The organism is Mesorhizobium sp. P2_A12 (assembly GCF_056405075.1).
On record NZ_JBFUCU010000032.1, the window covers coordinates 1 to 21,328 of the forward strand.

At 58.7% G+C, this 21,328-nt stretch carries 20 protein-coding genes and 2 pseudogenes; 11 read left to right on the top strand and 11 right to left on the bottom strand.

The window, feature by feature from the left end; genetic code table 11:
• Positions 1–443: pseudogene (locus AC1DZU_RS33170) on the bottom strand (cysteine hydrolase family protein); the annotation flags it as partial.
• A gap of 652 nt (positions 444–1,095) precedes the next feature.
• Between AC1DZU_RS33170 and AC1DZU_RS33175 the strand changes: the two are divergent.
• The 8 genes and pseudogenes from AC1DZU_RS33175 to AC1DZU_RS33210 all read left to right on the top strand — a co-directional run.
• Positions 1,096–1,854 (top strand): annotated as a pseudogene (locus AC1DZU_RS33175) (molybdopterin dinucleotide binding domain-containing protein); the annotation flags it as partial.
• 61 nt (positions 1,855–1,915) lie between these two features.
• A complete protein-coding gene (locus AC1DZU_RS33180) occupies positions 1,916–2,479 on the top strand; it encodes a c-type cytochrome (protein WP_477291415.1) in 564 nt (187 codons plus the stop codon).
• Entirely contained in the window at positions 2,476–3,468 is a 993-nt protein-coding gene (gene coxB / locus AC1DZU_RS33185; RefSeq protein WP_477291377.1) for a cytochrome c oxidase subunit II, read from the top strand. The genes AC1DZU_RS33180 and coxB overlap by 4 nt, the downstream gene beginning before the upstream one ends.
• Positions 3,465–5,375: a cytochrome c oxidase subunit I gene (ctaD, locus tag AC1DZU_RS33190; protein ID WP_477291379.1), complete on the top strand. Its 1,911-nt coding sequence runs from the start codon at positions 3,465–3,467 to the stop codon at positions 5,373–5,375. Before coxB ends, ctaD begins: the two co-directional genes overlap by 4 nt.
• On the top strand, positions 5,372–5,974 hold the full coding sequence (locus AC1DZU_RS33195) for a cytochrome c oxidase subunit 3 (protein WP_457154212.1): 603 nt from the start codon (positions 5,372–5,374) through the stop codon (positions 5,972–5,974). The genes ctaD and AC1DZU_RS33195 overlap by 4 nt, the downstream gene beginning before the upstream one ends.
• Positions 5,971–6,279, top strand: a complete 309-nt coding sequence (locus AC1DZU_RS33200; RefSeq protein WP_457154213.1) for a hypothetical protein — start codon at positions 5,971–5,973, stop codon at positions 6,277–6,279. The genes AC1DZU_RS33195 and AC1DZU_RS33200 overlap by 4 nt, the downstream gene beginning before the upstream one ends.
• Positions 6,267–7,139 (top strand): cytochrome c oxidase assembly protein, encoded by an 873-nt coding sequence (locus AC1DZU_RS33205; protein WP_477291382.1) that lies wholly within the window; start codon positions 6,267–6,269, stop codon positions 7,137–7,139. The genes AC1DZU_RS33200 and AC1DZU_RS33205 overlap by 13 nt, the downstream gene beginning before the upstream one ends.
• Positions 7,132–7,548 (top strand): c-type cytochrome, encoded by a 417-nt coding sequence (locus AC1DZU_RS33210; RefSeq protein WP_457154215.1) that lies wholly within the window; start codon positions 7,132–7,134, stop codon positions 7,546–7,548. The genes AC1DZU_RS33205 and AC1DZU_RS33210 overlap by 8 nt, the downstream gene beginning before the upstream one ends.
• A gap of 59 nt (positions 7,549–7,607) precedes the next feature.
• On the opposite strand, the gene AC1DZU_RS33215 is transcribed toward AC1DZU_RS33210, so the two are convergent.
• The 7 genes from AC1DZU_RS33215 to ligD form a co-directional block, all read right to left on the bottom strand.
• Complete coding sequence (locus AC1DZU_RS33215) at positions 7,608–8,891, bottom strand: c-type cytochrome (protein WP_477291385.1); 1,284 nt, start codon at positions 8,889–8,891, stop codon at positions 7,608–7,610.
• Positions 8,892–8,893: 2 nt separating this feature from the next.
• Positions 8,894–9,253, bottom strand: coding sequence for a hypothetical protein (locus AC1DZU_RS33220; protein ID WP_477291387.1), 360 nt, complete (start codon positions 9,251–9,253; stop codon positions 8,894–8,896).
• Positions 9,253–10,473 (bottom strand): Nramp family divalent metal transporter, encoded by a 1,221-nt coding sequence (locus AC1DZU_RS33225; RefSeq protein WP_477291389.1) that lies wholly within the window; start codon positions 10,471–10,473, stop codon positions 9,253–9,255. The genes AC1DZU_RS33220 and AC1DZU_RS33225 overlap by 1 nt, the downstream gene beginning before the upstream one ends.
• On the bottom strand, positions 10,470–10,925 hold the full coding sequence (locus AC1DZU_RS33230; RefSeq protein WP_477291391.1) for a hypothetical protein: 456 nt from the start codon (positions 10,923–10,925) through the stop codon (positions 10,470–10,472). The genes AC1DZU_RS33225 and AC1DZU_RS33230 overlap by 4 nt, the downstream gene beginning before the upstream one ends.
• A 722-nt stretch (positions 10,926–11,647) precedes the next feature.
• Positions 11,648–11,863, bottom strand: a complete 216-nt coding sequence (locus tag AC1DZU_RS33235) for a hypothetical protein (RefSeq protein WP_477291393.1) — start codon at positions 11,861–11,863, stop codon at positions 11,648–11,650.
• Positions 11,864–12,272: 409 nt separating this feature from the next.
• A complete protein-coding gene (locus AC1DZU_RS33240; protein ID WP_477291395.1) occupies positions 12,273–13,292 on the bottom strand; it encodes an ATP-dependent DNA ligase in 1,020 nt (339 codons plus the stop codon).
• Positions 13,289–15,934, bottom strand: a complete 2,646-nt coding sequence (gene ligD / locus AC1DZU_RS33245; protein WP_477291397.1) for a DNA ligase D — start codon at positions 15,932–15,934, stop codon at positions 13,289–13,291. Before ligD ends, AC1DZU_RS33240 begins: the two co-directional genes overlap by 4 nt.
• A 300-nt stretch (positions 15,935–16,234) precedes the next feature.
• Here ligD and AC1DZU_RS33250 point away from each other — a divergent pair, with 300 nt between their 5' ends.
• The 3 genes from AC1DZU_RS33250 (at position 16,235) to AC1DZU_RS33260 (ending at position 19,145) form a co-directional block, all read left to right on the top strand.
• Positions 16,235–17,230 carry a L,D-transpeptidase family protein gene (locus AC1DZU_RS33250; RefSeq protein WP_477291399.1) on the top strand — a complete coding sequence of 332 codons (996 nt, stop codon included), beginning with the start codon at positions 16,235–16,237 and terminating at the stop codon, positions 17,228–17,230.
• Positions 17,231–17,295: 65 nt separating this feature from the next.
• Positions 17,296–18,207 (top strand): outer-membrane lipoprotein carrier protein LolA, encoded by a 912-nt coding sequence (locus tag AC1DZU_RS33255; RefSeq protein ID WP_477291401.1) that lies wholly within the window; start codon positions 17,296–17,298, stop codon positions 18,205–18,207.
• 47 nt (positions 18,208–18,254) lie between these two features.
• Complete coding sequence (locus AC1DZU_RS33260) at positions 18,255–19,145, top strand: DUF72 domain-containing protein (protein WP_477291403.1); 891 nt, start codon at positions 18,255–18,257, stop codon at positions 19,143–19,145.
• Positions 19,146–19,443: 298 nt separating this feature from the next.
• On the opposite strand, the gene AC1DZU_RS33265 is transcribed toward AC1DZU_RS33260, so the two are convergent.
• From AC1DZU_RS33265 to AC1DZU_RS33275, 3 genes are read right to left on the bottom strand one after another with little or no spacing between them, the layout of a single operon-like run.
• Positions 19,444–20,118, bottom strand: a complete 675-nt coding sequence (locus AC1DZU_RS33265) for a hypothetical protein (RefSeq protein ID WP_477291405.1) — start codon at positions 20,116–20,118, stop codon at positions 19,444–19,446.
• On the bottom strand, positions 20,099–20,512 hold the full coding sequence (locus AC1DZU_RS33270; RefSeq protein ID WP_477291407.1) for a phage holin family protein: 414 nt from the start codon (positions 20,510–20,512) through the stop codon (positions 20,099–20,101). Before AC1DZU_RS33270 ends, AC1DZU_RS33265 begins: the two co-directional genes overlap by 20 nt.
• A 12-nt stretch (positions 20,513–20,524) precedes the next feature.
• Positions 20,525–21,043, bottom strand: coding sequence for a hypothetical protein (locus AC1DZU_RS33275; protein ID WP_477291409.1), 519 nt, complete (start codon positions 21,041–21,043; stop codon positions 20,525–20,527).
• Positions 21,044–21,328: the final 285 nt, after the last annotated feature.

Below are 21,328 nucleotides of genomic sequence, written 5' to 3' on the forward strand. Positions count from 1 at the left end.
TCGACCGTCTCGACCTGCTGCGCGAAGCGCTGGTGATAGACGGTCAGCAGTGCATCATGTGTCGCGTCAGAAGAGCTGCACAGCGCGTCGGTGACGAGAACCACCCGATAGCCGAAATCGATCCCGCCGAGCACCGTGGCCAGAACACACACGTCGGTTTCCSCGCCTGTGATGACCAGCGTGTCGACGTTCTGTTSCATCAGATAGGCTCTTAGGCGACCCTCGAGCCAAGGCGAGTAGATATGCTTGTCGATCGTCGTCGCCGGCGGACAGTATTCGGCGAGCGTCGGCAACAGTTCGACCATTTCGGGACCTATGTTCTCGATCGTCATCGAGGCCCACCGGTCATAAAAGCGTTTCCATGTGCCGGTGCCTTGTCCCGGCTTCCGGGCAGGTAGGAAGCGCGTGAAAACCGTCTGCGGCGCGCGCGAGCACCTGAGTCGGCCAGGACCATCGACGCGCGACCGAACCAACGCATGCGAAGCGGAAATAGAAGAACGGACCGGGCGAGCATTCGTTCTTGGAGACAGATAACCCCGGCGCCGAACGCACCTTACCCAACAAACTTGAAGCGGTCAGTGCTTGTGGCGTGATCCACCTCCGCCCCTTGTTGCAGGCCCAGCCATGCGTGAGGTCTCGACACTCGGACGATCCAACTCCCTTCGGCTTAAAGGATGCAAGCTGTGGGCGAGAAATCATTGTCAGCTGCGGACCGTCTTCGGGTCGGCGCACAAGGCGCCCGTTTACCGCTTCACTTAACACTCGGGACCGACCAGAAATCTGATCTCGTCGAGTTCCAAGGATCCCCAACGAACACGGCGTGCTGGGAACCGTCGGGCAGATACCAAGTTCTATGACATCGGGCTCGGTAGGCTGATCGGTAACATGGACAAATTCCGGAACGTTCTCGAATCAGAACAAGCCCGAAGGGTACATGTGTGTCAGTTGCGCCTGGGCAAAACCTCCCCAGCCGCATCCGCTCGAATTCTGCGAAAACGGAGCGAGGCGACCGCCTGGGAAATCACGTCCCGACGGGCCGCCCCCGCATTCTTCGCCAAACACACGCTGAGCGAACTGGAGCTCCTGTGGACTCATCGCTTGCTGATCGAGTTCGACACGGCCGAGGCACAGGCCGTGTCGATCGAGAGCTCCATTGCCCATTTCCACGGCTCGCGCGGCAAGACAAACCCCGCCAGCCCAGCACTCTTGTCGGAGCCTGCGATTGTTGGCGGCATCGCTAAGGCCACGCTGGGCAAAACGAAGGTTCCATGGGATGCCTGGGTGGGTAACTATGCGGAGATCCGAGACGCCATCGAGGGGACGTACCCTGAAACTAAGGATTTCAACAAGCGGCTTTTCAAGCCGGGAGGGTTTGCACGACCGCTGCCGGCGCGCGAACGCAAATGGGTAACGCAAAGCGGAAAAGCCAATTTCATTACACCAGATAGGCTTTTTCCGGAATTGTCTACGTCGCAGAATGCCGACGTTCTTCATCTCGCGACGCTTCGCTCCAACGATCAGTTCAACACTTCCATCAATGGTTACAGTGACCGTTTTCGTGGAGTGAACTGCATGCGCAACATCGTATTCCTTAACCCAGAGGATATTGCCCGCCTAGGATTCGCTCATGGCGAAATTGTTGATCTAACAACAGCGATCGATGAGGCTACGGCGCGCACGGTCATGGGATTGAGAGTCGTTTCCTACAACATTCCGGAGGGGTGCTGCGGGGCGTATTTTCCTGAAACCAACCCGCTCTTCCCCCTGGCTCACCACGACCCGAAGACGAAGACGCCGTCATACAAGCTTTTGCCAGTCCGCCTTAGCCGATCGCACTTAACTCTAGATGATTGATGCCATGGGGGCAGAGAACCGCTTGACAGAAAGGACCTTCGGAAACCCGAAGTCGGCGCTGATGGCTGGCGCGCTTCTGCTGCTCGTCGGTGTGGGCGGCTTGCTCGGCTTGTTGCGCCAGCCGAGAGAACTTCGCCTCGATCCGCCGGTTGCTGCCGACCTCGACCGGTTCCGCCTCATGCACAACGGCATCAGCGGAACACCACCCGAGAGTTATTTCGCGGGCGGCAAGCCTTATGAAACGGACGCTTACAATCTGAGCCAAGGCAAGCGTCTTTATGCCTGGTTTGGCTGCCCAGCATGCCACGGCGACGGTCGTGGCGGTGTTGGGCCGAGTTTCCTTGACGGCTGGTGGCTTTACGGGCCTGAGATGGTTTCCCTAGCCGCTTCCATCCGGGACGGCCGCCCGCACGGCATGCCTGCCTTTCGTGACAGGATGACGATCGAGCAGATATGGCAACTCGCAGGATATCTTCAGACGATCGGTTCCTACACGCCGAAGATAGCCGCGCCCAGCCGCAACGATGACAAACACACCCGCCCGGCCGAAAATCGCGGTCCGGCGATAATTCTCTTCAACGAAGGGCCGGTCAATGTCCACCCAGACCAGGGACCTTCGCCATGAGAAAGGTCCACGCCCTTCTTCCGGCGATCATTGCCGTGGCGTCGGGCTGCAGTGGCAATCAGTCGGCGCTTGATCCGCGCGGCGGCCCTGCCATCCATCTCGAACACCTGATCATCGCAACAGTCATCCTGTGTACTGTCGTCTGGATTCTGGTAATGGTCATGCTTGGCCTGGCACTCGCGCGGGGCCGCCGCGCGGCCGCGGACAGCGCGAAGTCCGAGGCACGGCTCACAATGACAGTGATTGCCGCGGTCGCCGCCAGCGTAGTCATCATCGCCGGTCTGACGATCGCAAGTTTCTGTGCCACCCGGAGTATCGGCGTCCCGGAAAGTGCCGCCCTTACGATCACGGTCAAGGGACAGCAATGGTGGTGGCAGGTCTTCTATGCCGGTACCGACGCAAAGCCCGGCTTTCAGACTGCCAACGAAATTCACATCCCCGTCGGTGCGGATGTTCACCTCCTGCTCGAGAGCGCCGATGTCATCCATTCGTTTTGGGTGCCTAGCCTCGCCGGAAAGCAGGATCTTGTTCCGGGCCGGTCCAACAGTTTGCTGCTGCGCGCCGAAAAGTCCGGCGTTTATCGGGGTCAATGCGCCGAGTTCTGCGGCCTGCAGCATAGCCATATGGCGATCATGGTAATCGCAGAGGCGCCGGCGGACTACGAACGTTGGGCGGCGTCGCAGCGAGATGACGCGATGAAGCCAACTGATCCCGACGCGGCGGCAGGGAAGGCAGCTTTCCTGGCTAAGCCGTGCGCTGCCTGCCATACGGTCCGGGGTACACCGGCCAACGGCACGACGGGGCCGGACCTTACACACATTGGCGGCCGTCAGACTATCGCCGCCGGGCTGCAGGAAACCACGCGCGGCTCACTGGCGGCCTGGATTGCAGATCCGCAGACGCTCAAGCCTGGAAACAACATGCCGATAGTCGCTCTGACCAGCATCGAGCTCCAGAACATCTCCGCTTACATGGAGAGCCTGAAATGACGCGCGAAGATGACCGCGGCGTCCGTGACACGGCATTCGGCGAAGCCGAGCTAGACCGGCACCTCGCGTTAACGTGGGCAACACGGCCAGGCCTGTGGGGTGGCCTTTCGACGGTCGATCATAAGATCATAGGCCGGCGCTACATTACCACGGCGTTTGTCTTCCTGGCGCTTGGCGGGTTGCTGTCGTTGCTGATGCGGTTGCAATTGGCACGACCCGAAGCCCGCTTTATAGGGCCCGATCGTTACAACCAGATTTTTACCATGCACGGCACGAACATGATGTTCCTCTTTGCCGTGCCCGTCATGCAGGCGATGGCCGTCTACCTCGTACCTTTGATGGTGGGGACACGGAGCATCGCTTTCCCGCGTCTCAACGCGTTCTCCTACTGGATGTATCTCGCCGGCGGTTTGCTGTTGTGGATCGCCTTTGTGCTGGATACGGGACCGGATGTCGGTTGGTTCGCCTATGTCCCGCTCTCCGGTCCCCAATATGCGGCCGGGAAGCGAGCCGACATCTGGGCACAGATGATAACCTTCACCGAAGTCTCCGCGCTCGCCGTCGCCGTCGAGATCGTAGTTACCGTCTTCAAGCAACGCGCGCCAGGAATGTCCCTGGACAGGATCCCCTTGTTCGTCTGGTCGATGCTGGTCACGTCGTTTCTTGTCATCCTGGCGATGCCGGCGATCATGATCGCGAGCACGGCCCTTATCCTCGACCGGCTTGTCGAAACACATTTCTTCAATCCGGCCGCAGGCGGCGACGTCCTGCTGTGGCAGCACCTGTTCTGGTTCTTCGGCCACCCGGAAGTCTACATCATTTTTCTGCCGGCAGTCGGGATGGTGTCGACCGTCGTCGCGACGTTCACTCGTCGACCAGTGTTCGGCTATCTGGCGATGGTGATGGCGTTAATCGCTACGGGTATCCTGGCATTCGGACTATGGGTCCATCATATGTTTGTGGCCGGCCTTCCCCGGCTTGGAGAAAGCTTCTTCACGGCCTCGAGCATGGCGATCGCGGTCCCGGCGGGATTGCAGATATTTTGCTGGCTGGCGACGATGTGGGCAGGCAGGCCGACCTTCAAGACGCCGTTCTTGTTCGTCATCGGCTTCATGGTCATATTCGTCATTGGCGGCCTCACCGGCGTGATGGTGGCGTCCGTCCCGTTCGACACACAAGTCCACGACACCTATTTCGTAGTCGCGCACTTTCACTATGTCCTGATCGGTGGCGCTGTGTTTCCTCTGCTCGGCGCGATTTATTACTGGTTTCCCAAGGTGACGGGCCGGATGATGAGCGAGACCCTCGGTCGCTGGGTGTTCGGTCTGATCTTTGCCGGCTTCAACCTGACCTTTTTTCCCATGCATATTCTCGGGCTGCGCGGCATGCCGCGCCGCATCTACACCTACCAGCCCGAGATGCCATGGTCCGGCCTGAACATGTTCATCAGCCTAAGCGCCATCATACTTGCCGCCGGCTTCCTTTTGTTTTTCGTCGACGCCATACGCAGTGCCCGGTCAGGTACCGTTGCGCCATCCAATCCGTGGGAGGCCTCGACGCTGGAGTGGACGACCTCGTCGCCGCCGCCGCCATACAACTTCGCCCGGCTGCCGGTGGTCGGCAGCCTCGAGCCCCTGTCTGACGACCCAAAGTCGCTAGCCGTCGTTTCGGGCCTGCGCGTCGACCGTCGTGAACTGGTGGTCAGCAGCGTCGTCGAAGCGCGTCCGGAAGCGCGGGAATCGTCGTCCGGGGACTCGATCTGGCCACTATGGGCAGCACTTGCCACCTCCGCGACGTTGATCTGGTCGATATTCACCCCATGGGCGGTTGTGTGGGGCTCGCTACCAGTCGCGATCGCACTCATTGGCTGGTTCTGGCCAAAGGGCACGCCGGAAGACGAGTCATGAAGAAAAGCGTCGCTCTCGACCTAACGGAACTTCCGCCCCATGGCCTCGGCACGGCGAGTGTTTCCTGGTGGGGAACACTCGCGTTCATGCTCATTGAAGGGACGGGCTTCGCTCTTTCGATCGTCGTCTATCTCTATCTCATGAGCCTGGCACAGCACTGGCCCCTGGATGCCCCACCACCTGATCTGCTCGCCGGAACGACCCTGACGGCTCTTCTGGTGGCGAGTCTTGTCCCCAACATCCTCCTCGCCCGCTGGGCGCGAGCCCAGGATTTGTTGAAGGTTCGTATCGGCCTGATTGTCATGTCCCTGCTCGGCCTAGTACCGCTGATCCTGCGCGCGTTCGAGTTTCCGGCAATGCATATCAAGTGGGATCAGAACGCCTACGGGTCGATCGTGTGGGTGATGCTCGGCCTGCACACCACACATATCGTGACTGATCTGGTCGAGACGCTGGTGCTGACCTGCCTCATGTTTTCACGCCATGGCGACAACGGGCGCCGTTATGGGGACGTCAGCGACAACGCGATGTACTGGAACTTCGTGGTGGCGACTTGGTTGCCCATGTATGCCTGCCTGTATTGGGTCCCACGCCTATGACCAACGTCAAGCTTCGATACGCCGGACTCCTTATACCGCCTGTGACCTGGGCGCTCAGCACTCAGCTTGGACAAATCACGCCCTACATCGATTGCCGCCAGACTGTTTCCTGGACGGCGGCCTCTTCCGGCATACTTCTCGTCGTCTCGACTGCAAGCCTCGCTACAGCATGGGCCACTTCAGCGGGATTGGCCAAGCCAGCCCGGTTTATCTTTGATACAGGTTTTCTGATCGCACTGGCGTTTGTCTTTGCGCTGTCGTTGCAGGGGGCGGCCACTATGCTGCTTGACCCATGCCAGCGCTGATCGGCGCCACGATTTCTTTCATGATCGCCACCCCGGCAATGGCGCACTGGGATGAGGCCCATGGTTCTGGAATTCCATGGACATTTGATCCTTGGATCGTCGTGCCTCTTGCAATGCTTGCCGCGCTGTACGGCATTGGCACCGTGAAACTGGGCTGGCGAAGCAGACGGAGCTTGCTCATCCGTGCCTTGCTGTACTGGGGCGGCATACTAACCCTGGCGGGTGCACTGATTTCGCCGCTTCACTGGCTTGGAGAGCACCTTTTTACCTTTCATATGATCGAGCATGAGATCGTCATGGCTATCTCAGCCCCCTTGATCGTGCTCGCGCGTCCGGTTGGTATCCTGCTGTGGGGATTGTCCGGACGAGCGCGTCACATCGCTGGGTCACTGATGCGTTCACCCCTGATACGCGGGACATGGGACTGGTGCACGAGCGCCACAAACGCCACCATCATCCATGGCGTCGCCATCTGGGCCTGGCACATGCCGGGGCTGTTCGATGCGGCCTTGACCAACACGACCCTGCATCGCCTTCAGCATCTCAGCTTCTTTGCGACAGCGATATTGTTCTGGTGGGCGATTGTCTGGCGAAGCGATTACGGCGCCTCAGCCTGGCACCTGTTCGCGACCATGATCCATACCGGCGTTCTTGGCGCCTTGATGGCGCTCGCGCCACGCGTGCTTTATCTCGCGCAGACCCAGGCCGCGAAGGCTTGGGGATTGACGCCCTTGGAAGACCAGCAATTGGCCGGCATGATCATGTGGGTGCCAGCTGGCACGATCTATGCGGCAGCGGCAATGACCATGCTGGCGCTCTGGATTCGTGGCTCAAGCGAAAGAAGGCCGCAAAATGCCTGATCTGCTTGCGTCTCCCGCTGGCCGCGCCACCTTGACGGCTGTTCTTCTTCTGGCGGCATCGGCCGCTTTTGTCACGGCCAACATCACGCGCGACAACCTCACCCGGGTGACCCTAGCCAAAACGATGACCGGCGGCGATCCAGAACGCGCTCCAGAAATCTTTCGCCGCTACGGCTGCTCCGGTTGTCACACCATCGCCGGCATACCGGGCGCGGACGGCCAGACCGGTCCCCCGCTCACCGGACTGTCAAAGCGTGTGTATATTGCGGGCGTGCTGGAAAACAATTCCGACAACCTGATCGCATGGATTGTTTCGCCCCGGACCTTCTCCCCACAGACGGCGATGCCGGCAACTGGCATCTCGCAACAGGAAGCCAAAGACCTTGCCGCGTATCTCTACGCCCAATGACCTCTGATGTGCTGTGACGTCAGGACAAGAAACCGCTTCGCATTTTTCCTGGAATCGCTTCAAGGATGTGGCGTGGCAATCGGTGCGAGACCTTTGATATAACGTGCGATGGCCTGGCGGTCGCCGTCAGGCAGCATTGCCGTATTGGCCACGACATCGGCCATGGAAGATCCCACGCGACCGTGGTCGGGAGTCTCGCCCGTTTTGAGCATCGTGGCGATGTCATTCTCGGTCCATCCGCGCAACTTGTCCTGGGTGATGTTTGGCACAAATCCCGTACCTTGCGGATCGAGACCACCGGCAAAGCGAATGTCCGGTTTGATTGCGCCAAAAGCGTTGCGGGTGGAATGGCACTCGGAGCAGTGTGCGACGGTCTCGACGAGATAGGCACCGCGATCATGCACGGAGTCTCCGTCGAGATGCGCAGAGGTTGAGCCTTCGCGAAAGAACATCATTTTCCAAATTCCGACCGACCGCCGGATGCTGAACAGGATCGCGGGACTATGCGGCGGCGCACGTCCCGCTACCTTGGGAAGCGTCTTGAGATAGGCACTAAGATCCCTAATGTCCCCGGCCGTCATACCCGTAAAGCTCGTAAAGGGAAAAGCGGGATAGTAATGTTCATGCCTTGGCGAAACGCCGCCGATGAGCGCATTTGCCAGGTCGGTGACGCTCCATGCGCCGATACCATCGACGGGATCGGGGGAAATGTTGGGAGGCCGAAAGGTCCCGAATGGTGAAGCGAGCGCCATACCACCGCCAAGCCTCAGCCGGTCGGGCTGTCCAGGTGTAGCATGACATGAACCGCAATCTCCGGCATTGAAGACGATCTCACCATGCGCGACATCGCCCGGGCCTTCAATTTGCCGATCCTGATCCGCAAACGGAGGCGTCGCCTCGGTCATGTACCACAAGACCGCACCACCCCCGGCTGCACACAGCAAAACGCCAAGAGCAAGTTTCCACACAGTGCGCGCCCTGACCTTCCGCAAGCTGTCAGGCGACTGCGGCTCGCGCTTGCTTTGACCTCCGGCCTTCATAGAAGAAAGTTGCTCTAGAGTGCATCGCAACCGAGGTCGGAGTGGATCGGAAATGTCCAGCTTGTCCCAAGGAATGCGGTACAGGCAATCGCGATGGCGCAGGCGAAAGAAGTCCAGCATCGTTATGCCTATCGCCGAGGCAGAGAGCCGCTCGAAAGCAGCGAAAATGCCGACGTGGAATTCGGTGACGACAATATCGTCACCGTGACGCTCCGCGACTATCTCTTCTATGCGACCGACGCTTTTGCCGCGCAGCGAAAGCACCCGCCGGCCGGCAAGATGTTCGAGGTTGACGGTGCCCATCGTCAAGCTCCCGGGATGCGGCCGATGACGCGGTCGCGCAGCCAGTCCTGCCAATCGAAGATCGCGGTCCTACGCACGTCAATGTCGACTTCGATGTCGACGCCGATATCGCGCACCTTTTCCCACGCTATACGGTGCGGGTCGGCATGGCGCTCGCCGCCAAGCGTTGCCGCAAGCCATGTCATCCAGCGTCCCGGTCGTGTACCAAGGCGGCGCGCCAGCGTGATCGACCCGAGCTCGACTGCGACGATCCTGGGCGGCACGTCTGCCCTCACCTCGGCGATCAATCCGTCGACCTTACCGATCTTAACCTGCTTACGGTCAACGACCTGTTTGTCCAGCAGATCGCGCAGCAAATCCATCACGAACCTCCGAACAGTTGCAAGGGAATGCTGACAACGGCAAGGACGAAACCGAGCGCGATGATGAAGATCACCGCGGCGTTGGAAACCATGCCGTTGCGATGCTCGCCGACATAACGCTCGTCATTGAGCAGGAAAAGGAAGGGCACCACGGTCAGCGGCAGGCTGGCCGCCGTCACTGCCATGGAGAAGATGGTTAGCTTCAGCGGGTCGAGGCCGAGCCCGATCGGGATCGCGGCAAGCAGTAACGACAGCGTATAAACACCACAGAAGGCGGGATCATCGCGCGGTTTTAGGTCCTCGCCCCAATTCCATCCGAAGCCTTGCGCTACGAGATATGCCTGCTGCAGCCCGATTTCGAGTGCGGCGCCGAAGCAGGCTATCGCGAGCGAGGCAACGAACAGGACAAACCCCCAAAAACCAAATATCGGGGTCAGCATCAGCGGCAGTTGGTTGTAATCGTTGACTTGGTTTATGCCGTGCGCGCCGAGTACCAGCGCGGCCACGATCAGCACGCTGACCGAGATCGTGCCACCGAAACTCATGCCCATCCCCGCAATGGCGCGATTGGTGCCGAGATAGGTTTTGTCCCAGTGATCCTCTACGGCCCCCGAAGAATAGAACATAAAGAGGTAGGGTGATATCGACGCGCCCAGAATACTGACGGTCATGAACCAGTAGTTCGCCGCGTCATACTCCGGCAGACTGGGCATCGCCCCTGCGGCAACCTGTCCCCAATCCGGTTTCAACATCACCGCCGCGACCACGAAGCAGAGTGTGACAAGACCAAGGATCGCCACGCCCTTCTCGATGAATCCGAAAGTTCCTTTCCATAGAAACAGCCACGCCAGGAACGCTACTGGCAGCGCCCACCATTGAAAGCCGATCCCAGTCGCAAGTTCCGCCGCGATGGCAACGCCGCCGATCTCGGCCGACATCACCATGAGGTTGACCAGTAAGGTGACCAACAGCGGCCACAGGAAGGCATTGAAGCCAAACCTCTCGCGGATTCCGTCGGCGATTGTGTGGCCGCTGACGGCAGCGAACCGACCGGCCATCTCGACAAGAAAGATGATGCAGATCGTGCCAAGGAGGATTGCCCAGATCAGCCGGAAGCCGAAAGTCGCGCCAGCTTGCGCGGCCGTCGCCATCGACCCGACCTCGAGGAAGCCGCCAACGCTGGTCACGATACCAAGCGAGATTTCAAGCAGCTTTTTCATGATTTCGGCGGGGAATATTGGGCATCGGCGGCGGCGAGATCGGTCGCAGCCGTCCGAAGTTCCTGCAGCGCTTGGGTCACCTGCCGGGGGCTGCCAGCCACCACCCCTGCTTGGACGTGCGTTGCCGCAGCCGACAGCCGACCTATTGCCTTGATCACATCGTGCCTCTCGGGAGATTCAGGAGAATCCTCGGACTGCATCTGCCTACTTGCCTTAGCAAGCGTTTCGGCTGTCGATTCCAATGTGGCCGATGTATATTGTGAAGGGACGGCGCCGGCGGCCCACGCGTCGACTACCATGGCTGCCGTCTGCGACGCCGACGCCGCGATCTTTGATTGCTGCTCGATGGACTCCGAAGACGAGCACGCGGCCAAAGCAAGCATGGTCGCCAACAGGGATGAGCGGCAAAGCGGACAGACTTCGTTCTTAATAATGGCTAGCATTGGCTGCATGGTGCCGACGTCGTTCCGTCCGACTTGTATCTGAAGATGATCAGAGGCATCAGAGACCCCGGACTGTGGATTTCGCTTTCCTAGGAAAGCGGATGACATCTTTAGGCAAGCGCCGATTTGAAATCCGGCAAGGATTGGGACCGGCCTGCTCTCCACTGAGTGGCCCACGGGACTGCAACTTCCCAACGGTTGGCCCCGACAAAGCGGCCCGTTGTCTGAAAAGACGCAGAAGTTCGGGGTGAAGTCCGTCATTACGGAGAGAGGCCACGTGGTGAAGAAATGCGAAGAGGTCCATTGCATGTCCTTCCCACGCTGACACCAACCCCGTGTGATAGCCGAGGCCTATTGCATTGGCCTCATTTTGTGCCTCTCAGTGAAGTAAAGTTGCTGGGGCCGGAAGGTTCCGCCGCTCTCGCAAATTTGCCTGCCAGGCCAATCAGATGACGCTTGTTAATCCGCAGGCACGGACCGCGTCCGCGTGAAGGTCGCTGACCTCATTTTTGCTTCTTTCAGGGCGGCGTGTTTTCATGATGCTCCGCAAGCCATCACGATAAGACGTTGGGAACTATCGACCTTGCTCCGCTGCTCTGGCCGTCCCAAAGAGAGTCAAAATGTCGCGCTGCTGAGCAAGCACGGATGTTAGATGAAAATGCGGGCTCCCTCAAATAGTTGATCGACGCGACCGCCATCATCAGACCTTCAAGCCAAAGATTGTCGACCTTTCATGGCCTGGAACTCTTTACGTGGTCGGATGGGTTCTGCCCTTCTGACTGGTGGGTCTTGTCGTCCACCTCATTGACGGGGCGCGTCAGTCCAGCGCCATTCTTGGGCTTCTTGTTTCCGGCCGCGTCCTGAGAGAAAGCATCCGAAGGGTCGGCGCCGGTCTTTGCCGGATATTTTGTTGCCCCGGTTTCGCGACGGTTTTCGTTGTCAGACATGCCTTTGTGCTCCGTGTGATCAACGATAACCGCCCCCGGCAGTGCTAGTTCCGCTCCAGATGGAACATTCCCCACGGCGGGTCGTTGGCCAGCTATTGTCAGGGAGCCGGAGAGAGCCGGCTCCAAGATAGAACGTAAAGGCCTGAACGGCAGCTGCGAGGATCAATCGCCACCCAACCCTAAGACGGCAGGTGCGTCTCCTAAGAACAAAATCCCTCTGGCAGAGCCCTTCCCTGCCAGACAAAGCCATGCGCGGCCGGTGGCACACCTCATCCGACCGACAGACCGGGAGAATAACCAACGAACTTCCTGTCCCTAACCCTGACGAGAACCGTGATCCACCAAAGCGAGCATTGCGATGAGCGGTGATCAGGTGCGCAGCGGGTGGTTGCCACCGATGGCGAATGCCTCATGTTCTCAATATCTGGGCGAACGTACACTGTTCCGGAGCCTTGTCAGGGCGCCACCGCATGAACTTGGTACCGTGCCGGAAGCGATCGCCGGTGACGTGATCGAACCGGACTTCCACTACCAGTTGGGGCGTCAATGGCTCCCAATCTCCGCTCCTCTCGGTGCTCCAACGGCTCGGTCCGCCCGGCGCTTTGCCGCTAAAGCCCGGAGGCGAACGCAAGGCTTCGAGTTGTTGGGTCAGCTCTGATCGATCCTCCTGCGCGATGGTCGACGTAAATCCCACATGGTCGAGCTTGCCCTGGTCGTTGTAGAGCCCAAGCAACAACGAACCGACCTCGCGCGCGTTCGCCAGATAGCGGAAGCCACCGACCACGCAATCAGCTGTGCGCAGCCGTTTGACCTTGACCATGGCGCGCTCGCCGGGCCGATATTCGTCGTCGAGAAGCTTGGCGACAACGCCGTCCGTTGATCCGCGACCGGATTCGCCAAGCCACTTCGTTGCCGTCGCCAAATCCCGAGTACAACGCGACAATTCAAGATCGGTATGTCCCGCTGACTTTACGAACGCATCCAGCACCTGGCGCCGCGCAGACAGCGGATGATGCATCAGGCTGGCATCCGGACTGGCCAGCATATCAAACAGGATCAGCTTGGCCGGGGTTTCAGCCGACAGTTTCCGGATCCTGCTTTCCGCTGGATGCAATCGCATCTGGAGCGCGTCGAAAGAAAGTGAGCCATCGACTTCGATAACGATCTCGCCGTCGACGACGAATTCCCTGGCTTTCAGCTCACGCAACATCGAGACGACTTCCGGAAAATATCTGCCTAGCGGCTTGCCGGATTTTGCTCGCAACTCCGCCGTATCTCTGGCTTTGAAGGCCAGGCAACGGAACCCATCCCACTTAGGTTCGTACTGCCATTGGCTAGCGCTATCAGGCAGTTTGTCTGCAGCCTTTGCCTCCATTGGTTTCGTGTCCAATGGGACGGCAAATGACAGTTTTTCACCTTTAGATGTCATGCGGCGAGCTTTGCAGAACCCAGCCGTTTGATGGAGCTGTGAATCGACCTTTCGCCATCGTCGTAGTCGGCCCAGGCGACAGTCTTCTTCAACAGGCTCGGAACGGTTCGGACCGTGTATTTTTTTGGGTCGAGATCCGCCTTCACCTGGCCCCATGTCAGCGGCATGGAGACAGTCGCTCCTTCCCTAGCACGCGGTGACAGCGGAGCGACGGCCGTCGCCATGCGATCATTGCGGAGGTAATCGAGAAAGATCCGAGACGTCCGCAGCTTCTTGGCCATGTTGATGAGGTAGAGGTCCGGCCGGTCCGCCGCCATTTGCATGCACACCGCCTTCGCGAAGGCCTTGGCCTCTGGCCAGGTCGTTTTGTTGCGCTGGGCGGCCAATGGGGTGACAACGTGCAGGCCCTTGCCGCCCGTCGTCTTGCAAAAGCTCACCAATCCCAGATCTTCAAGACGATCGCGCATTTCCTTCGCTGCGGCTACTACCTCGGCAAAGGAGACTTCGGGACCAGGGTCTAGGTCGAAGACAAGTCGCCCGGGTATCTCGGGGTTGCCTGGCTGGCAATTCCAGGGATGCAGCTCGAGCCCCCCGATTTGGGCGATCGCTGCCAGGCCCTCGACGCGGTCAATTTGCAAATATGGCTTGTGGTCGCCGAAGACTTTCACCAGTTCCAGCAGATTGGATGTGCCTGGCATTGCGTGGCGCTGGAAGAACTGCTCGCCGGCGTAGCCATTAGGGGCTCGGACAAGCGAACAGGGGCGACCCTTGAGATGTTTGATCATCCAGGGGCCAATGGCCTCAAAGTACTCTGCAAGATCGAGCTTGGTGACCGGCTGGCCACCGTCGCCGGCATTCGGCCACAGCGGCTTGTCAGGCTTGGAGATGATGACGCCCAGGACGACCGGGCTTTTCCCACTCCGGGCAGTCGCCTTGCCGGGTTCGGCAATCTGCGTTTCTTGAGGATCGGCGGGTCGCTCGGCCTCAACCTCTTTCGCGGGCTTATCTTCGCGCAAGCCCTTGAAGGCGGCCTGCCTGACATTGCCGCCGCCCGTCCAGCCGGCGAATTCGATTTCCGCAACCAGTTCAGGCTTTGTCCAAAAGACGGTTGCATCCTTTTTTGGCGCGCCATCGCCAGTGAAGGGCGACTTGACCGCCTGCACCTCCTTCAGCCTTGGCAGCAGTTGCTTGACCTTTGCCTCGCTGTATCCGGTTCCAACCCGGCCGATGTAAGCGAAATGCTCGCCCCGATTGACGCCGACCAGCAGCGATCGGAATTTGCCATTGGTGGTGGCCCAGCCGCCGATGACGACCTCATGTCCGGCGCGGCATTTCGATTTTGCCCAGGTGTCGGTTCTGCCCGAGACATAGGTTGCATGAGCCTTTTTGGAGATGATGCCTTCAAGCGACAGACGACAGGCGGAGCGCAGCACCGCATCGCCGCCATTGGTGAAGTGCTCGACATAGCGGATAAGGTTTTCCTCGCCGCGATCGACCTTACCCAGCATCGCGCTCAGCTGCTCCTTACGTTCCAAGAGAGGCAGCGTTCGCAGATCAACGCCGTTGGCGAATAACAGATCAAAGGCAAAGAAGATGAGATCGTTTGTTCGGCGCTCGGACAATGCAGCTTGCATGGCGGCAAAATCAGGGGCGCCATTCTCGCCGAGCGCGACAATCTCGCCATCGATGATGACATCGGGAAGGCTGCCCGCCTCCTTTGCGATGGCGCCAAATTTGTCCGTCCAATTCAGGCCTTTTCTGGTCTTCAATGTGGTGGCGTTATCCTCGACACGCAGCTGGACTCGGTAGCCGTCGAACTTGATTTCATGCACCCAATTCGCTCCGGCTGGCGGCCGGGAGAGCGTCTGGCAAAGCTGCGGTGCGATGAAGTCGGGCATTTTCGCCCCCGACGCACGAGAAGCTCGTTTGGGGCGCGGAGATGGCTTTGACGCTTTGATGGCGCGTTTGTCAGCAGCATGGCCGCGGCTGTCCCACACGGCGTCCGCATCGGCCGCCGATGACCCTTGCATCATGAACGGTTTCGGTCCGGCTCCTTTGCCCGCAGCAATCTTATCCATGCTCCGCCCGGAGGCGATAGATCGGTCCTGTGCCAGCACCGCGTTGCCGTTGCCGTCCACCGCGTATTTGTCGCGATGCTTGATCAGCAGCCAGTTGGTGCGTTTGCCTCCATTGCGATCATGCTTCATGCGCACAAGGACAAAACTTCCGTGCAGGCGCTTACCGTCGAGCGTGAACTTAAGATCGCCTTTTTCCAAAGCCTGTCCAGCTGACATAGAGCCTTCCGGCTCCCAGTATCCCCGGTCCCACAGCTGCACGGTGCCGCCGCCATATTGGCCCTTGGGGATGGTGCCTTCGAAGTCGCCATAGTCTAGCGGATGGTCTTCCACCTCGACTGCGAGACGTTTGTCGTGAGGGTCCAGCGACGGTCCCCTCGTAACGGCCCACGACTTGAACACACCATCAAGCTCAAGACGAAGATCGTAGTGCAGCCGCGTGGCCGCGTGTTTCTGAATGACAAATCGAAGCCGGTTAGATTTCGCTATTGTGCTTTCGCCGCTGGGTTCTTCCGTCTTGGTGAAATCCCGCTTCGCCCTATAGGTGGAAAGCTCGCCTTTTGTCATGGGAAATGCCCCGGCTGATGACGCAACACGAGTCTCAACGCCGCGGACGAGATTTGGTTCGGCCAACGCTGGAATCGGACAACAGCAAAAGCTTCGACTTAACAATTGCGATCCCCCCATCTCGAACAGCGAGTTCCGCGTCGGTACTGAGCAGCCCAGTCGAGATCAAACCTTCGCAATGCCGGTAGGGCCGTGCCCGGCTCGCGTGGGGACTTGCATTAGCTCCAGGGAATGGAACCAGATGTCCCGTGCCGCGTCATAGAAGCAGGTTCTTATCGTGCAGCTGCAGGAGTGACATCGATGATCAGGCCCGTTCTTGTCGCAGCCGCCGTGCTGGCCCTCGCATGCGGCAGGACAGAAGCGGCGAAGCTGGACCGAGCCGCCGTCAACAATGCCCAATTCGACGACGGCGAAGCGAAGGGCGTCAATCCGATCGTGCTGAAGGCGCAAATCCTTTTGGATCGCGCGCGGTTTTCGCCGGGCTTGATCGACGGCCGCGGAGCAGAGAACTTCGAGAAGGCGATCCGGGCATTTCAGGCGGCGAACGGATTGCCCTCCGATGGCAAGCTCACACGGGAGACTTGGAACAAGCTCGCCGCAACATCTTCAAACCCGGCCCTTGTGACCTACGAGCTGACGCGCAAGGATGTGCGTGGACCGTTTACCAAGCGAATTCCGGCTCGCATGGAAAGAATGGCTCGCCTCCCTAGGCTTGGCTATCACAATGCGCTGGAAAAGATGGCTGAGCGCTTCCATACCAGCGAACAGCTGCTCGAAAGGCTCAATCCCGGCATTGGCTTCAGGGTGGCCGGCGCAAAGTTGCTGGTGCCAGCTGTCAACCGAGGCGATCCTCCCGCGGCTATTGGCAGAGTGGAGGTCGACAAGAGCGCTCGCCAGGTTCGCCTGCTCGACCCTTCCGACAAAGTGCTTGCAGTGTACCCCGCTTCGATCGGGAGCCAAGAGAAGCCGGCGCCGAGCGGCCACGCAGAAGTCAAACGCGTGGTGCACAACCCGACCTATCATTACGATCCTGACTTCGCCTTCAAGGGGGTTAAGACCAACCGCCCATTCACCATAGCTGCCGGGCCAAATAATCCGGTGGGATCGGTGTGGATCGATTTGACCATCGAAAGCTACGGCATTCACGGTACTCCCGAGCCAGGCAAGATTGGAAAGACCTTCTCACATGGTTGCATCAGACTGACCAATTGGGATGCTGAAGACCTCGCCTCTGAGGTGCAAAAGGGCACAAAGGTTATCTTCAAAGATGAAATGGTGGAGTCGGTCAACGAGTAATTCCAGTAGCCGCGCCGCTACGTGAGCTTGGAGAATCGTATGTCCACTAAGAGACTGCTGCGACGGTGTTTCTTCATTGTCAGCGCCGCCGCGACAAATCTAGGCTTTACCACTCTCCTCCGGCCGCACCGGTTGACGCGCAGGCGATCGCCGATCACTTCTCCTCAATACAATCCATGTCTGGGGACTTCGTTCAGTCCGGCCCGAAGGCGGAACGGACAAGTGGCAGGTTTTTTCTCCAACGGCCGGGCAAAATCCGATTCAACTATGCCGGCCAATCGGGGATCAGCGTAATTGCCGACGGCAAATCGGTAGTCGTTCATAATAAGAAACTTAAAACCTCGCGGCTTTATTCACTCTCTAAGACGCCACTCAAGCTGCTACTCGACAATAGGATCGACCTGTCTGGCGGCCGTCTCAAAAGCATCAGAGAAGAAGGCGATCTGATAATTATTAAAATATCCGACAAATCATCCTTCGGGAATTCGAATATCTCCATGATATTTGACAAGAAAAAGCTCGACTTACGCAAGTGGAGTCTTATCGACGAAAAGGGGCTGACCACAACGGTAACAATCTTCAACGTGAAGCAGGGCGTTCGCGTTGCCGAGGGAACCTTTACTATCGACTACGCGGCAACCGGGAGAACAACACCTCAACGAAGTCGCGTTGAATTTGGTGGGTTCGAATCATCTCGCCCGATACCGCTGGACATAGCCAGGGTCGAAATTTGTCCCAATCCGCTGTGCTTAAATTGGAAGTTTCTTGGCTTCCGCGTCGTCCTTCAGGCGAGATTCGATCTGCTCGTAAAGCTCATTGAGCTTCGTGACAGATTTCTTGAACGCGGTGCCAGCGCACGCGTTCAGGGCGGCCTGACGTTTTCGAGGCTGGTCGCATCGTCGCATCGCCACCGGACTTGTACTTGGATCCGTCCCCCTGATCGGCAGCAGTCCGCCCGCGCCACTTTAGCCAGTTGAACGGAGCCATCCGACCCTGCCCACGTTAAGGCGGAGAGGGTAATGTCATGGGTTCGGAAGCCATCAAACGGAAAGCACTTGGGCCCGATGAGCGCCGTGAGCGACGTAGGCTGCGCAGAGAGAGACAGCGAATTGAAAACGTTGGGCGTGCCGACAAGATGCATTCCGCCCGATTGGCCGGGGCAATAGCAAAGCGTGATACCGAGTCGTGTTTGCAGGCATCTGCCTATGTCGGGTGCTCGGGATGGTTTTACTGGAAATGGCGAGGACAGTTTTATCCGACGGATCTGCCCACGAGCGAATGGTTCAATCACTACGCGAAACGATTCGATACTGTCGAAATTAACGCATCCTTTTATTCATGGCCAACCGTCGCAAATGTAAAAAGCTGGCTTCGGCAACCCGCAAAAAGCAGTTTCGTCTATACGGTAAAGGTCTGTGAGCTGATTACCCACATCAAGAGGTTCGAGGGGACCAAAACTCTCGTAAAGGATTTTGGAATGATAGCCGATATCCTCGGTGAGAGAATGGGCTGCTTTCTATTCCAGCTCCCGCCCAGTTACCATTTCACAAAGGCAAGATTGAGCGACATTCTCGGCCAACTCGACCCTGCCCGGCGTAATGTGGTGGAGTTTCGTCACGCCAGTTGGTGGAACGAGACAGTATACTCGGCCTTTCAGGAGACAGGCACGATCTTTTGCTCATGCAGCGGCCCTCTTCTTCCGGATGTACTGGTGCGTACAGCGGAGGATGTCTACCTGCGGCTCCACGGTCCCGAGCGCTGGTACCGGCATGATTACACCAGAGACGAGCTAAACGGATGGGCTGACAAGATCCGCGCCAGTGGGGCAAGAAGAGCTTGGGTTTATTTCAACAACGACTACGAGGGCTTTGCGCCAAAGAATGCCCTGTCGATGCGGCGCTTGCTAGAGGAATAGCCCTTAGACGATGAACAGCTATCGGCACCATGGCCACGTATCTTCCGTCGCGATCTCCAACATCAACTGCACGCCCCTGAGGCACGGCACGCATCCTCATATTGCCGACGCGCGCGTTTGGGATTTAGGTACGTCGCCCTTCGAATCCCGGCACCCGTTTGGAAATCCTTGCTGGCAAAGACGTCGCTCACGAAAATGCCCAAGCGACGGTCAGATCGCCCGACTTTGCCGCCAAGTGGCTGGTAAACCGCCTAGGCTAGTTTACCGTGACGCCAGAAACGGTCAGAGCGGCTACCGATCATTGAATGGGCGGATCGCTGCTACCCTCAGAGCAGCCGAAAAAGTCGCTCACTGTCGCCATTATCGCCAGAAAGGCGGCGGAGTATCTTGCAAAACCAAAAGCCTGCGCCGCCACAAGCTTTGCGCCATGCAAATGCTGATTGACAAATTCGGAGGCTACTTCCTGGACTTCGCCCGACGTTTTCCCGAACAGCTTACGTTCTGTTGCGGTTGCATCAAAAGACCGGCCAATCACATGGCCAATCAACAACCCTCCAACTGAACCAGCGAGCATCTTGGTCCGAGCAGCATTGGTGACGGCCTGTCGCGAGGGTTGCACCTTCGGAATGGGCTCACCGCCCCGGCCTTTCCGTCCCACGTGTGTTTCGCTCGCCCAAGGGAATCCATTGGGTTTCGTCGGCGGTGTGCGGCCGTCAGCGCTTCTTCTGCCGGCATCAAATACCGCCACCGCGCCAAGTGCTAACGCAGCCACCGCGCCACCGTTTTCTTTGATGGCATCTGAGACGCCACCCACGACCCCGGCAACTTTGTCCTTGGCCAACCGCGTGGTCACGTCGACCAAATGCCTGGGCTGCACGCGGCGGCTTATTTCACTGACCGGCCCGAACAGGGCCTGACGTTCGACCCGGCTCTGCGCCATAATCACGCCGAGATCATCGTTGCGTGGTGCCATAGCGGATCCCCTGCTTCAATGCTGCCAGATCGCTGCGCACCTGGTTTACGGTCTCAATAGGAGTGATGGTCCATCCGATAAGCGCCCGCTTCGCCAGGTAAAGGGAAAGCAAGCCGCCGGCAAACAAGACGACGCCAACAATCAGGCAGGCCAATATGGCGCTGATGCCAAGATGGATGATCACCAGGATCAGGAATTGGACCATGGCGAACGACGCCAGAATAAACAGGGCAACGGCCGCTATCCCACAGGCGCCGGACGAGACGATTGTCGACGTCTTACTCTTCATTTCCGCCTTGAGCAGGCGCACATCCAACCGCATCAACGAGGCGAATTTTTCAAGCGCCTCGTTGACGATGCTGCTGAATGGCCGGCGATCGATACCATCATCCATTTTGCAAGCCTCTCAGGAACGATCCGAGCTGCGCATGATGCGGGTAAGCATCACGCCGGCGAGGATCCCCACCCCAAAGAACGCTGCAGGTTGGCGCTGCGCGAATTTCGTAACGGAGTCGAGCAGTTCGCCGACGTTTCGATCTCGGAGGTCGGTGGAGATTCGTTCCACACCTTCGGCCGCACTGCGCACCATGCTCGCGACCTGAGGCGATTGTTTTTCGATCCCGTCAGCGGCCTCCTTAACGGAGTGCGCGATGTTGGCAATCGCGTCGGCGCCGGCGGTCTTGTTTGTCTCGACCGCCTCTTTGAAAGCACCAGCGGCGTCGGAAGCGACTGAGCCAGCATAGTCCTTGGCGTCGTTGGAAACTGAGGCCGCAGCGCTCTTGAGGTTAGTAGCGGTCTCGGCCGCGCTCGTCTTCAACTTGCTGAGCGCTTCCTTGCTCTTGCCGGCACGCGTGGCGGCGGCCGACCATTCATTCTCATTGGGTGGGATCGATCCGGTGAAGTCGTTTGGGTCTGACGCGCTCACGATGTTTTACTCCTGTTGTTTCCAGTTGAACTTCGCTACTAGCGTACGGTTCCTGCCGCCGCAGAATATTCCTATTTGCGCCCGGCAGGGCCGCCTCTTATGGCGGGCAACGGATGTCTACCTAGGTTGTTCCGGCGATGTCGCGACGCGAACGGCGTTAGAAAGCGAGCCAACGTTTCCACACTAGTCGCCGGCCTCCGTCGGAACTGACATGCTTGTCCCCTTTCGCCAATCCGAAAGGAAACGCCTATGCAAACCCCGTCGAGCTCAAAGCCCAAGTTCTGG